Here is a 14,048-nt window from a genome sequence, read left to right on the forward strand (position 1 = left end):
GTTAATAAGGTGGCAATGATGCATGACTTTTCTAAAACAGCGCTTATTTTGATTGGTTTTCAAAATGATTACTTTTCACCAAAAGGTATTTTGTATGACGTGGTTGAAGAGTCGTCAAGAATTACTGGCGTGGTAGAAAATACACTCTCTTTATTGGCCGCTTGCGCAGAGCAATTTGCGTTAGTTGTTAATACACCCATTCATTTTACACAAAACTACAGTGAGCTTAAAAATCCGATTGGCATATTAAAAGCTATTGCAAATGTGGGCGCATTTAAAGCAGGTTCGTTCGGCGCTCAAACCATTGAGCAGCTAGATTTTTTTAGCAATGTTATAGAAGTGGTGCCTGGGAAAAGAGGTTTAAATGCTTTTACACATACTGCTCTAGCGCAAAAGCTCAAAGAACATGGTGTCACTAATGTAATTTTAGCCGGTACGGTGACTTCTATTTGTATTGACTCAACTGCGCGAACGGCTGTTGAACTTGGTTTTAACGTCACTATTTTAAGTGACTGTACATCGAGTCGCACTCCTTTTGAACAAACTTTTTACTGTGAAGAGGTTTTTCCTCTTTATGCGCGAGTTTGTGATAGTAAAACTTTTATTAAGCATTGGAGAGAGCATGGATAACAACGATGAACTACAAGTGCAAATCCAATATGCATTGGTCGAAAAGCTCTCCAATAGTAATCGACGTCAAGCAAAGCTATTAGCTATTTTAGATGAATGTATTTTTGAGTGTGATACACATTTAAATCTTACCTATATTAACGAAGCGTGGGAGAAGAAACTAGGTTACTCAAGCGATTCATTAATCGGTTCTAATATTACTAAGTTAATGAATTGCGATGATATTATGCATTTTGTTGCATACAGTTGTTGTTTGCTTGAAGGAAAGCAGACTCCTAGTGTAGAAATACAAATACAAAATAGTCACGGACTCTTAAACTGGTTTGAGTTGAGGCTAGTTTATGATGAAAAAAGCGGTTTTATAGGTTCACTCTACGACATTCAACGTCATAAAGACTCACAACTTTTGCTTACACAACAGCAAAAATATGTAAAACGCTTATCGCTTGTTGCGAGCCATACAAATAACTTAGTGATAATTACAGATAAATTTGGCGTAATTGAGTGGGTTAACAATAGTTTTGAAGTACTTACAGGTTACACCTGTGATGAGGTTATAGGCACCAGTCCTGGTCAATTACTGCAAGGGCCAAAAACATGTGAAAAAAGCCGTAAGGTCATGTCTCATGCCGTAAAAAATGGACTTCCTTTTCAAGTTGAAACTACAAATTACGATAAAAACGGTAATATTTATTGGGTTGCTATTGATGCAAACCCAGTGCGGGATGATGAAGGCCAAGTAAAGCACTTTATCGCTATAGAAACTAATATTACGCAGCGAGTTAAAGCCGAACAAGCAATGGCAGAGATAGAATATAATTATCACTCTGTCGTTGATAATATCCCTGATATTGTTTTACGCCTTGATACATTTGGTAATCTATTATTTATAAATCAAGCATGGCAGCGAGTGCTACACAGCAAGGTAGATGAGAGCCTTGGCTTACCTATAATTAAGTTTATAGCAAAAGAAGATGTAGAAAAAATTAGTAGTACTTTACTTGATTATAAACAAGGTAAGCGTGATATACGTCGCTTTGATATACGTTTAATTAATGCACAAGGTATAAATAACTGGGTCGAAATCACACTTACTCCAATTGTTGGTGGCTACGAAAGTGATTTATCATCAATTGCTGCGACACTTGTGGATATACAAGAGCGTATTGAAAGCGAGCAAATATTACTTGAAGCTAAACATCAGGCAGAAACCCTAGCGGAGTCAAAAAGCCGATTCATGGCAAATATTAGTCATGAAATTCGCACGCCATTAAATGCTGTGATTGGATCTGCAGATATTTTGCATCATACCGGTTTAACTTCTGAACAAATGCGCTATACACAAATGATTAAAACAAGTTCTGACGCGCTATTAAGTGTATTGGACGATGTATTAACGTACTCACGTTTTGAAGCACAAGCCATAACACTAAATAATCAGCCATTTAGTATTGATACGTGTATTGAAGAAGCAATAGATATAATTTCCCAAAGCGCTTTACAAAAAGGGCTTGAGGTTATTTTTGATTTTTATCCTGATGTACCAGCTCAAGTAATTGGTGATCATGCCCGTATAAGACAAATAGTCATAAATTTATTAGCCAATGCGATTAAGTTCACTCAACATGGTGTAATAACGGTTACTGTTAAGTGCACTCATATTGAAGGTAATAATTTAAACCTTTATATATCTGTAAAAGACACGGGTATGGGAATTGCAAAAAATAAAATTGACAGTATGTTTATGCCTTTTATTCAATCCGATAATTCAATTACTCGAAAGCATGGTGGGAGTGGCTTAGGGCTTGCGATATGTAGGCAAATTTGTGATGTAGTAGGTGGAGATATTTCGGTTAGTTCTGAGTTTAATAAAGGAAGCGAGTTTATAGTTAATTACCCGCTGCAAATAGACACAACTGACTCAATTTTAAGAGAAGGGTTTGCAGCACGAAGTAAAAAGCCAAAAGTATGGATAGTAGGAAGTCACGAAATTCTAAAAACAGCCTTGGAGCATACGCTCACTCGGTTTTCTATCACTTTTGAACACTACGAAGTATGCCCAGATATACCCAAGTACGATAGTTTTCCTGATGCAATTGTACTAACTGATCCTCAAATGTTAGCCCAAACACGCGAGCGTATAAATACATACAACTCCCTTAATTCACCTTGTTTACTCATCCTAGATTTGCTAGGTAAAAGCTTATTACCGCAAAATATTAACGACAGAGAGCTTAGGTTAAATGGCCCTTATAAAGTATCGCATGTACTACGGGCAATTAGTTTATTAGAAGAGCAGTTGTTTCATTTGGATATTATATTTACCAATCGTGAGCAAAAAGAAACTTTAGAAAGCCCCTTAGGGTTAACTCAGTTAAGCGGAACCAAGGTATTGGTTGCTGAAGATAATACGAATAATCAAATTGTAATTCGGCAGTTTTTAGAGCAAAAAGGTTGCCGTGTGCATATTGTTAGTGATGGTCAAGAGGCAATAATAAAGGCGCAAAGCGGTGAAATTGATATTATTTTTATGGATATCCAAATGCCAATACTCGATGGGATTTCTGCAACTAAAGCAATCAGAAAGTTAGGTATAGCCACCCCCATAATAGCACTCACTGCAAATGCGATTCATGGTGATAAAGAGCGATTTATAGACGCGGGGATGAATGACTATTTAGCTAAGCCAATTGTAAGTGAGACACTTTATTTATTACTTGATAAATATGCCCCAGAGCAGGTTATTGAATCTAAACATTTAAAGCTCTCTCGTTTAGCGCAAGTGTGGGAAAAGCTGAGTTGAGCAATGAAGGCTAGGGTTTGTTAAACGTTTAGGGTTAAATTTGTAGCAGTGTGTTTGGTATTTAGGCAAAGTTGAGCCTATGCAGTGTGGTTATTTTCCATAAATGGGCGATAACGTAGCATTAATGCCAAACATGCGCTGCCCAAAGGGATCTTCCTAGGGACTATTTTCTCTTTGTTGCCAACATGGATGTAGGTTAGGGGCGTGAGCAGGACGCAGAAGCTTTGCTCGGTCTTACATCGATGTAAGTCAGTAGGGTAACGCAGGAGCAGTTACCGAGCCCGCTAGGTTATAAACCTCGCGCCGCGATTAAACCGCTTGTAGTTTGAACGAATTTTAATCCGCAAAGATCAACAGACAATATAAAAAGTGTGTTTGTGTTGCATAAAACTTGATAAACGGAAAAATTGACCTAGTATTTTAGGGGTAAGTTAAATTTATTTTTTAGTAATTAATGAGTGTTTTTAGTGTGTTTTTTTAATTTGATTCGCAAATTGCAATTCAAAATAAAAATAAAATGTTATGAACTTTATTTAAATACTCAATCATACCTTTAATTTATTTTAACGACATGATTTTGTAAGGTTTTTACTTTTTTGTAAAGTTGTTATCTGGTTGGCACGACTTTCGCTATATATTAAATATCAAATCAAGACGAATTTAGTTAAATATTTAAGGGGTGCAATATGCAAACAAACACAAAAGCCAAACAACAGCCTAAAGGTAACAATTGGGTACTAACACCTGAAATTATGGTTTTGTCAATTTTGCTTGTTGCCACTTTAGTAATAGGTATAACAGTTTTACGAGGTAGCGATTCGATTGAACCGCTGGCAGATATTCAGCCAATTACTTTTACACAAGCTGATGTTGAAAACGCGCAGTTGATGAGTAATACGTTTGACTCGCAAAATACCAACTATGCACAACATGTAACTGCTCCTAAAAACGAAAATAACGACACTCTTTCAAACTAGAGACTTTTGCGCAGGTAACTATATATAGTTGCCTGCGTTTTTTTATGTTCCTACCACCAATTTAATTTTTTATCCCTCCCCATAAAATTATTTATATGTTCTTAAATTTAGATGGTGCTTAACCTAAACAGGGTTTTATCAAAGCTTTCTCTTTTCTCATATACAATTGCTAATATTAGCTTTGGTCAGTATCTATTAACTGGCTTATCTGTGTTTTATAAGCTCGATTAAGCGCTCACTTACCAATTTAGCTGCATTGCAAACTGAATTGCAAAATGCGAATGAAATGGGAGAAGTAAAGTCATTTAATCTTCTAATTTAACTACTTGAATATATTGGTTTTTATTTCTGTTTTTTTGTATTTAAAATGGCCTGTAAATTGCTCTTTAATATAATAAGTCACTAATAGTGAAACCGGAGCAAAATCATGAGTGCGTTTAAATACCTAGAATCGGAAAAACCAGTCAATCTAGCAAGATGGCATGAGTTAGAGAGAATCATGTCTGATTCAATGCAAAATAATTATTTTAAAATGGTTTATCAACCGCTTGTATCATTGGGATCTGGAAAGCTGGTCGGCTTTGAGTCGCTAGTAAGGTGCCAATCACCGCGCTTTGGCATTGTTGGCCCTGATGAGTTTATCCCTCATGTAGAGCAATCGGGAATGATTTTAGAATTAGGTGACTGGATTTTTGAGCAATGTTTGTCTGATTTAAAACATATGCGGCAGTTTGGTATGACAGATATTGCTGTTTCATTAAATATTTCACCGGTACAAATCTTAGATGGTGATGTGTTTTCAAAAGTAATGTCTTTGCTAGAAAAGCACCAAATACCACCACAGGCTATTAAAGTCGAATTAACGGAAACAGCGCTCATTCATAGTCCTGATAAAATAGCTAAGGCGTTTGAAAACTTCCATAAAGAAGGCGTAAAGGTGTGGATTGATGATTTTGGCACTGGGTATGCCTCTTTAGGTTTACTTCGTCAATTTGATATTGATGGTTTAAAAATTGATCGCAGTTTTGTAAGTGGTATTGCAACTAATAATGAAGACTTCACGTTATGTAGCGCAATTATTGCGATGGCTCAACGATTGGGTTTACAAACGGTAGCAGAGGGTATTGAAGAGAATGAGCAATTACAAATATTAGAACAACTTGGTTGCGATATAGCTCAGGGATACCTGCTAGATAAGCCGCAAACGTTAACTAAAAGTATTGATACTTGGGCTTTGTAAATGTTTATATTCATTTTGATTTGCAAAATGCAAAAAACAAATTACTCTTAAACTACAACTCTTACATTTTATTAGTGTACGAAGTTTTAACTTACACGAAGGTTATCTATGCCCATATCAGAGCAGTTTGTCGATAAAAGTATTACCGAGCTAAATGTATTAACTCAACTCGAAAAGGATGTTGGGACAACTGTGTTAGCTCGTTTAATTAAATTATTTATTGATGAATTAGTTACTATGGCTAACCAATTAGATACGGCAATTAGTAGTGAAGATACTATAAAAATTAAAGAAGTAATGCATGTCTTAAAAAATTCAGCAGCTTTATATGGTGCATCTGCTTTAGCTGCGTTAGCAACACAATTACACGATTCGCCACCGTCAACTACACAAGAAAACTTGCACGCAGCGCTTGTTATTAAACACAACTTGGATAAAACCCGAGATGCGTATCAAATAATGAGTAATAGTATAGCTATCTAGGAGAAAGCCGTGTCAGATATAATCGATAAAGGTCTTGTTTATATAGTTGAAGATAGCATTGCCAGTGGTGCTTTATATGCAAGTCAGCTTGAACAGGCTGGTTTCCAATGCAAACACTTTACAGATGGGTACTCTGCTTTAGTAGGTATTAAAGAAAAAATGCCAGCGGTCATAGTACAAGACGTATGCTTGCCAGATATAAGTGGGCTTGAGGTATTACAATTTGTAAATAAGCAGAAAAATCCTGCTAATGTAGTCATGATCACCTCAAACAGCTCTATTGATATTGCAGTGGAAGCAATGCGTTTAGGCGGTTTTGATTTTTTAGAAAAACCTTTCACAAGTCAACGACTCATTAGCTCAGTAGAAAGTGCGTTGACGCCAAAAGAGCAAGTTAAAGTTCAACCATTGGTTAAAAACAGGGATAAAAATCAAGATTTTGTTGGTGAATCACTGGCAATGAAAACCGTTTTTAGATTACTTGATAGTGCAGCTAGAAGTAAAGCGTGTGTATTTATCACAGGTGAAAGTGGAACCGGTAAAGAAGTTTGCGCACAAACCCTTCATGATACAAGCCCGAGAAATACAGGACCATTTATTGCCATAAACTGTGCAGCTATCCCTGCTGAGCTATTTGAATCAGAATTTTTTGGTCATGTTAAAGGTGCGTTTAGTGGGGCATTAAGCGATCGAAAAGGGGCTGTTGAAGTGGCCAACGGCGGTACCTTATTTTTAGATGAATTATGTGAAATGGAACTTAACTTACAAGCGAAGTTATTACGCTTTTTACAAACAGGCATTTTTAGTAAGGTGGGTAGTAGTGAAGTATTACACAGCGATGTTCGTTTAGTCTGTGCAACAAACAGAAACCCAATCATAGAGGTTGCAGAAGGGCGTTTTAGAGAAGATTTATATTACCGTTTAAATGTTATCCCCGTAAAGCTCCCCCCTTTAAGAGAACGCGGAGGCGATATATTACTGCTTGCTGAGTATATTTTGAAACAAAAAAGCGATAGTAATGCAAAGCATTTCACTGGCTTTTCTGATGAAGTTAAGGCGCTTTTTTGTAATTACGATTGGCCAGGAAATATTCGCGAACTACAAAATGTAATTGAAAACACCGTCGTTATTAATGATGGCGATGTAATTGAAAAAGACATGCTACCAAGCTCATTTGGATTAGGCGCTGTTAAGCATTCGATATCTGCTAAGTCAGTTCACAATACAAACGAGCAGAGTGTTCAACTATCGCCTATGTCTGTTCACGATATAGAACCTTTGTGGCAAGTTGAAAAAAGGGCGATTGAAAATGCAATTAAAAGCTGTGAAGACAATATTCCTCTTGCTGCTGCTTATCTAGGGGTTAGTGCATCTACCATTTATAGAAAAATAAAGGGATGGTCTTAAAGTTATAATCGATTTTTAATTACACTTTTCAGGTTGAATTAATAAAAGTTACCCTAAGCTCTATGGGTAAGAGCAAATTAACTTTTAATCTGAAACAGTAAAAGGAGATCGCAATGAGTAACACGAGTTTAAAACCTGCGGATATTATGCCATCACTAGTAGTGAGTGATGTTGATGAGAATAAGGTAGATTTAGTTGATAGAGTAAGTGACTCTCCTTGGAAAATGATTGTTGTTTATCGAGGCCAGCACTGCCCTAAATGTACTGCGCAACTTAACGAGCTTGCTAAAGTTCATAAAGACTTTAAAGATGCTGGTGTTGAAGTGGTTGCGGTAAGTGGTGATAGCCATGAGCAGCTTAATAAACATCTTGAAAAAATAGATATTAACTTCCCAATTTACTATGGTTTAACAATCGAACAAATGACCGATTTAGGGCTACATATCAGCGAGCCTCGCAGTGATGCAGAAACTGATCATCCATTTGCTGAGCCAGGCATTTTTGTACTTAATGAAAAAAATCAGCTTCAAATGGTCGATATATCAAATAGCCCATTTGTTCGTCCTGATTTAGAGCAACTGCTAGGTGGAATTAAGTTTTCTAGAGAAAACGACTATCCAATCCGAGGCACATTTATTAAATAACATTCATTTTCATGGTTTCAAAAGGCACTTTTTAGTGCCTTTTTTTATTTATTTTTAATTTTTTTAAAATTAATCTCTTGAAAACAATTTTACCGTCCATATATAGTTAAGTAGGACGCCTGATGGGTCCTAAATTAAACTTAAATAATTGAAATTTATATTATTAATTAAACTTTGCTTGAGCTTGTTCAATAGAAAAGCACATGCAAAATATCGCTTAAATATGAGGATATTATTATGCGTACAGTAGACTTATCACCACTTTATCGTTCATTTATCGGCTTCGAACATTTAGCATCACTTATGGATGCGGCAGCTAATACAGATAAGCAGCCAAGTTTTCCTCCTTACAACATAGAAGCACTCGATAAAGACAAATACAGAATCACTATGGCCGTTGCCGGTTTTAGCGATAACGAATTAACCATTGAGTCAGAAAATAACACATTAAAAGTTACAGGTACTAAAGCAAATAAAGATGAAAACGCAGAGCGTAAATTTATTCATCAAGGTATTGCTGAGCGTAACTTTGAACGTAAATTCCAGTTAGGAGATCATGTAAAAGTACTTGGCGCAGATTTAGCCAATGGCTTACTAAGTATTGACTTAGAACGTGAAATCCCTGAAGCGCTAAAACCACGTAAAATTGAAATTGGTAATAGCAATCTAATAGAAGGTAAATAATCTTCTAAAGTACATATTCCCCTGATTACTTAGCCGCCTCATTCGAGGCGGCTTTTTTGTTTACAGCGCTTCTAAATTATTAAGGTAGTAGGTTGCTTGTTGCAGCGTTTGTTCTTGGAGTGTTTTTTCTTGTTTATCCCAGTTTTTATATACCATACCAATACGTGGGTTCTTTTCTAGCCTGTCTCTGTGTTTATTCATGAAATGCCAGTACAGGCTATTTAACGGGCAAGCTTTATCACCTACTTTTTGTTTAACATCGTACTGACAGCTTTTGCAATAATCGCTCATCTTATTAATGTAGTTACCGCTTGCAGCATAAGGTTTAGTCGCAATTATTCCATCATCGGCAAACTGGCTCATTCCTCGGGTGTTGGGCATCTCTACCCACTCTATGGCATCGATATAAACACCTAGGTACCAGTTATCTACGTCATCAGGGTTTATTCCTGTAAGCATGCAAAAGTTTCCAATAACCATTAGGCGTTGAATATGGTGGGCATAAGCGGTTTCAAGGCTTTGTTTTAATGAGTGGCTTAGGCAATTCATTTTTGTAGAGCTGTTCCAAAAATAAGATGGTAGTGTGTTTTTGGCTTGTAGTTGATTTTTAACAGCGTAGTCGGGCATGTTAATCCAATAAATGGCACGTACATATTCCCTCCAACCTAATATTTGCCTAGTAAAGCCCTCTACTTGCGAGAGGGATATTTCACTGGGTCTTTGTTCGTATTCTCTTATTACACGTTTGATTACATATAACGGGTGGAGTATTTTTGCGTTCAGGGCAAACGATAATCGGCTATGGTACAAGCTGGTATTATTTTTACTTTGATCTGTCATCGCATCTTGAAAGTGACCAAAGCAACTAAGTAAATGCTCGCAAAAGTATTCTAGAGATTCAATAGCTTGTTTACGCGTTGTTGGCCACTCTAGTCTCTGATCGGCTATTTCGCCAAAGTAAACGATCTTGTGCTTATTTAAGCGAGAAATGATGTTTTTAACATCATTATTGAATAGCTTAGGTTTTGGTATACACGCTAAGTCAGCTTTGGAAAATTTATTACGATTATTACTGTCAAAATTCCATTTGCCACCGGTTGGCTTAGTATCATCAACTAATATATTAAACTGCTTACGCATAGCACGATAGAAGTGCTCCATTGTTACATGCTTGTTTTTTGTAAAGCGTGTTTTTATATCGGTGAACGGTAATAAAAAATGTTCAGTATCTGTGGCAATTACATCAAATGAGCCATCACTTTTAAACTTAGCTAATTGAGACTTAAGCCTAAACTCATCAGGGTATTGATATTCAATAGTTTCGCATTGGTATTTATCGGCAATTCGCTTGAGTAATTCAATTAAATCTTTGTCGTCAGCGGTATCGTCAAGAGTTAAATGCAAAACATTAAAACCTGCCGTTTTTAATGCAGTCGCAAAGTTTTCCATAGCATTAAAAAAAGCACATAGTTTTTGAATGTGATGCTTAACGTAGTCGGTTTCTTGTTTTAATTCTGCGATGAGATAAAGCGTGTCGTCGTCTTTTTGTTTATACCATGAATGAGATGGGTTTAGCTGATCGCCTAGTATTAATCTAAGTGTTTTATGATGGGTCATAGTAAAGCCAAATTTTTTTATACGGGCATAGCTAATTAAACGATCGTTTTAATATTTTACAACAAGCAAATAGGAGTAAATAAGTGCGTAACGACAATAGTTTGCTGTTTTTAATGCTGGGGATTATTTGTTTCTTGAGTTTAATAATAGATTAGTAAAACGAATATAGGCGGTAAATAACACAATACAGTGTGCTGTTAGCAATAGGGCAAAAAAGTTTAACCGCATATCAAGGCGTTTTTGACCATGGTGTTAAAATGAGTCTAATTAAGGGGAGATTAAGTAAATTAAGTCTCCCCCTAAAAATTGAATATCTAAATTTTATTACTTTGCTTTTGCTGCATTCTTTGTTGTAACGAAACCACATTGGTAACGTTGAATAGAACATTGCTTGCAAAGCTTTCAAAGTACCTAAGCGCTTTTTTCCAAGCGAACTGACTCTCAGTAGTAAAATGCTTACCAAGGTGCTCTTCAAGGGTTTCGTAAAAAGCGTTAGATAAAAGGGCAATGTCACTGTGTGAAGCGCCGCTTTTTTTTAGATACATTAAATGGTGAGCTAAAAAAGGAGCTACCGATGCTGGTTTATCTAAATGCTTAACAATTCGTTCTAACACGCAAAAGAGGGTAAAGCTCTTTTCGTTAAACTGTAAGGCCGTCGGGTAATTCATCTCAATACTAGATTGGGCTAATTTACTATGAAATTTAGCCGTAAACGCATGAAAGTTAGGCTTAATAATTGTTAAGTTATTTAATAATGCTGATTGTTGTTGATTCATTTTTATCTCGTTGCAGTGAGTAATAACTATTATTATCAAGTAGGAATAATGTTGATTATAGCGGGCAGTTCAAATTCTGCACGTTTTTTTAGTGTGAAAGTATGGCTTTTTATTATATCTATTTACTTTCTGGTAATTAGTGAGCCTTTAAAACGTATTTTAAGAGTTATTAAACTTCAGTTTATCTGATTTTTATCCTGAAATAATAAGCTACTACATTTTATGACTCAAGTATGGGAATTTTATAAAGTTGGCTGATTACTTATGTTACTTACATATACATTAAATTAGCATCTTGACGAATTGCAAATTTTATAAACTAATTGCGTATTATAGTTGCTAATTATCCTGTACATCCTTATAATAGCGGCCATTGTTTAGCGTGTTGTATAACAGCTAACAGCGATATTAAATTAAGGTTTGATATCTATTGGCGCGGGATGGAGCAGTCTGGTAGCTCGTCGGGCTCATAACCCGAAGGTCGTCGGTTCAAATCCGGCTCCCGCAACCAATTCTACTAGTAGGTATTACCTTACTAATTTATATCGCGCATTCTAAGTAATGCGCGTTTTGCGTTTTAGGCTATGTAGTTTAATTAGGTCAGTTTACTGACTCGCAACCAAGCTTGGCCCTCGGCCACACAGTTTTATGCTTTATTGGTGTGACGCCCCGCTTGGTTCGGGGCGTTGTTGTATCTGCACCTTACGATTTGTGGCAATTGCTATCAAATTAAAATTTAAACTCAGTATTTTAGGGCTATAAGCCCTTTTTTTGTTTGTATGGAGGATTTTCGTGACAAAACTTGAACAAGATTTAGTAACCATGTTAACGCCTGCGGTAGAAATGTTAGGCTTTGAGTTGCATGGTCTTGAATTTGTACAAGCGGGTCGCCATTCTACCTTAAGAGTATATATTGCTCATGAGGATGGGATCTCAGTTGATAACTGTGCGGATGCCAGTCGCCAAATTAGTGCGATTTTAGACGTCGAAGACCCAATTACAAATGAATATGATTTGGAAGTATCGTCTCCTGGTGTTGATCGTCTATTATTCAAACAAGATCACTACGAGCAGGCGCAAGGAGAGGAAGTACGCGTGCGTACTAAACTTCCACAGGATGGTCGTCGTAATTTTAAAGGCGACTTAGTAGCAGTTAGCAGCGATATGATCACACTATCTAGCGATGGTGCAGAGCATCTGATCATGCTTAGTAACATCGAACGTGCGAATTTAATCGCGAAGTTTTAAATTCGAGTGCGAAGGAATAGGGCAAGCGAGGCATTACCCATGGCAAAAGAGATATTATTGGTTGCTGAAGCCGTTTCCAATGAGAAAGCGGTTCCAAAAGAAAAGATTTTTGAAGCTCTAGAGTTCGCTCTAGCGACAGCGACAAAGAAAAAACACGATGGCGAAATTGAAGTACGTGTAGCAATTGACCGTAAAACCGGTGATTACGATACGTTCCGTCGCTGGCAAATTGCCGCTGTATTAGAAGATGGTTCATTAGAGAACCCATACAGCGAAATCACTCTAGAAGCAGCACAGGTTGAAGAACCTGATTTGCAAATGGGTGATTATGTTGAAGAGCAAATTGACTCAATCAAATTTGACCGTATTACAACACAAATGGCTAAGCAAGTTATCGTACAAAAAGTACGTGAAGCTGAGCGCGCTTTAGTTGTTGAAGCATACAAAGATCAAGAAGGCGAGCTGGTAACGGGTGTTGTTAAAAAAGCAACTCGCGATGCAATCGTACTTGATTTAGGTAACAACGCAGAAGCGGTAATTTACCGTGATGACATGTTGCCACGTGAAAACTTCCGCCCGGGTGATCGAATCCGTGGTCTTTTATATGAAGTTAAACCTGAAGCACGCGGTGCACAATTATTTGTAACGCGCTCTAAACCTGAAATGCTAATGGAATTATTCCGCATTGAGGTGCCAGAAATTGGCGAAGAGATGATTGAGTTACGTGCAGCTGCACGTGATCCAGGTTCACGCGCTAAAATTGCTGTTAAATCTAACGACAAACGCATTGATCCAATCGGTGCATGTGTTGGTATGCGTGGCGCACGAGTTCAAGCTGTATCGTCTGAGCTTGGTGGCGAACGTGTTGATATCGTACTTTACGATGACAACCCAGCACAATTTGTTATCAATGCAATGGCGCCAGCAGAAGTTGCTTCAATCGTAATGGATGAAGACACTCACTCAATGGATATCGCTGTAGAAGCCGATAACCTAGCGCAAGCAATTGGTCGTAATGGTCAGAATGTTCGTTTAGCAAGCCAATTAACTGGCTGGGAACTAAACGTAATGACTGTTGAAGACATGCGTACTAAAAATGAAGCTGAATCTGATAAGTTACTTAACTTATTCACTGAAAATTTAGATATAGATGATGAGTTTGCATCATTACTTATTAACGAAGGTTTCTCGACACTTGAAGAAGTGGCGTATGTACCTGCGTCTGAATTTTTAGAAATTGATGGTCTTGATGAAGAGACTGTAGATTTATTGCGTTCACGCGCAAAAGATGCATTGACAACTAAAGCACTTAAAACGGAAGAAAGCTTAGATGGCGCAGAGCCAGCTGAAGACTTACTTGCGCTTGAAGGCTTAGAGCGTCACTTAGCATTTGTTATGGCAAGCAAGGGTGTTGTTACACTTGAAGACTTGGCAGAGCAAGGTATTGACGAATTAGTTGATATCACAGAACTTTCATCTGAAAAAGCGGGTGAACTGATTATGGCTGCACGAAACATTTGTTGGTTTGCAGACGAGTAA

The 14,048-nt window shown here is 37.1% G+C and carries 12 protein-coding genes and 1 tRNA gene; 11 read left to right on the forward strand and 2 right to left on the reverse strand.

Annotated elements, in window-relative coordinates:
• The first annotated feature begins 18 nt into the window (after nucleotides 1–18).
• The 8 genes from QMA08_RS10435 to QMA08_RS10470 all read left to right on the forward strand — a co-directional run bounded on the left by QMA08_RS10435 (nucleotide 19) and on the right by QMA08_RS10470 (nucleotide 8,868).
• Entirely contained in the window at nucleotides 19–630 is a 612-nt protein-coding gene (locus QMA08_RS10435) for an isochorismatase family cysteine hydrolase (protein WP_290174476.1), read from the forward strand.
• Complete coding sequence (locus QMA08_RS10440) at nucleotides 623–3,433, forward strand: PAS domain-containing hybrid sensor histidine kinase/response regulator (RefSeq protein ID WP_290174477.1); 2,811 nt, start codon at nucleotides 623–625, stop codon at nucleotides 3,431–3,433. Before QMA08_RS10435 ends, QMA08_RS10440 begins: the two co-directional genes overlap by 8 nt.
• Nucleotides 3,434–4,119: 686 nt before the next feature.
• The gene (locus tag QMA08_RS10445; protein ID WP_272451405.1) at nucleotides 4,120–4,410 is read left to right on the forward strand and encodes a hypothetical protein; all 291 of its coding nucleotides are present in this window, start codon (nucleotides 4,120–4,122) and stop codon (nucleotides 4,408–4,410) included.
• A 499-nt stretch (nucleotides 4,411–4,909) separates the two neighbouring features.
• Nucleotides 4,910–5,650 (forward strand): EAL domain-containing protein, encoded by a 741-nt coding sequence (locus QMA08_RS10450; protein ID WP_039489281.1) that lies wholly within the window; start codon nucleotides 4,910–4,912, stop codon nucleotides 5,648–5,650.
• A gap of 108 nt (nucleotides 5,651–5,758) precedes the next feature.
• Nucleotides 5,759–6,133 carry an Hpt domain-containing protein gene (locus QMA08_RS10455; protein ID WP_039489282.1) on the forward strand — a complete coding sequence of 125 codons (375 nt, stop codon included), beginning with the start codon at nucleotides 5,759–5,761 and terminating at the stop codon, nucleotides 6,131–6,133.
• 9 nt (nucleotides 6,134–6,142) lie between these two features.
• Nucleotides 6,143–7,540, forward strand: a complete 1,398-nt coding sequence (locus tag QMA08_RS10460) for a sigma-54 dependent transcriptional regulator (RefSeq protein ID WP_082007326.1) — start codon at nucleotides 6,143–6,145, stop codon at nucleotides 7,538–7,540.
• A 113-nt stretch (nucleotides 7,541–7,653) separates the two neighbouring features.
• The gene (locus tag QMA08_RS10465; RefSeq protein ID WP_039489283.1) at nucleotides 7,654–8,184 is read left to right on the forward strand and encodes a peroxiredoxin-like family protein; all 531 of its coding nucleotides are present in this window, start codon (nucleotides 7,654–7,656) and stop codon (nucleotides 8,182–8,184) included.
• 237 nt (nucleotides 8,185–8,421) lie between these two features.
• A complete protein-coding gene (locus QMA08_RS10470) occupies nucleotides 8,422–8,868 on the forward strand; it encodes an Hsp20 family protein (protein WP_024595972.1) in 447 nt (148 codons plus the stop codon).
• Nucleotides 8,869–8,928: 60 nt separating this feature from the next.
• Here QMA08_RS10470 and QMA08_RS10475 read toward each other — a convergent pair whose 3' ends face one another.
• Both QMA08_RS10475 and QMA08_RS10480 read right to left on the reverse strand, forming a co-directional pair.
• A complete protein-coding gene (locus QMA08_RS10475) occupies nucleotides 8,929–10,485 on the reverse strand; it encodes a cryptochrome/photolyase family protein (RefSeq protein WP_290174478.1) in 1,557 nt (518 codons plus the stop codon).
• Between the two features lie 314 nt (nucleotides 10,486–10,799).
• The gene (locus QMA08_RS10480; protein ID WP_200219309.1) at nucleotides 10,800–11,261 is read right to left on the reverse strand and encodes a globin domain-containing protein; all 462 of its coding nucleotides are present in this window, start codon (nucleotides 11,259–11,261) and stop codon (nucleotides 10,800–10,802) included.
• A 434-nt stretch (nucleotides 11,262–11,695) separates the two neighbouring features.
• Between QMA08_RS10480 and QMA08_RS10485 the strand changes: the two genes are divergently transcribed.
• The 3 genes from QMA08_RS10485 to nusA all read left to right on the forward strand — a co-directional run bounded on the left by QMA08_RS10485 (nucleotide 11,696) and on the right by nusA (nucleotide 14,048).
• Nucleotides 11,696–11,772: transfer RNA gene (locus tag QMA08_RS10485), tRNA-Met, on the forward strand.
• 281 nt (nucleotides 11,773–12,053) lie between these two features.
• A complete protein-coding gene (gene rimP / locus QMA08_RS10490) occupies nucleotides 12,054–12,509 on the forward strand; it encodes a ribosome maturation factor RimP (protein ID WP_002958482.1) in 456 nt (151 codons plus the stop codon).
• Nucleotides 12,510–12,548: 39 nt separating this feature from the next.
• Nucleotides 12,549–14,048 (forward strand): transcription termination factor NusA, encoded by a 1,500-nt coding sequence (nusA, locus tag QMA08_RS10495; protein WP_002958483.1) that lies wholly within the window; start codon nucleotides 12,549–12,551, stop codon nucleotides 14,046–14,048.

It is taken from the genome of Pseudoalteromonas sp. APC 3355 (assembly GCF_030407615.1).
Lineage (GTDB): Bacteria > Pseudomonadota > Gammaproteobacteria > Enterobacterales > Alteromonadaceae > Pseudoalteromonas > Pseudoalteromonas distincta.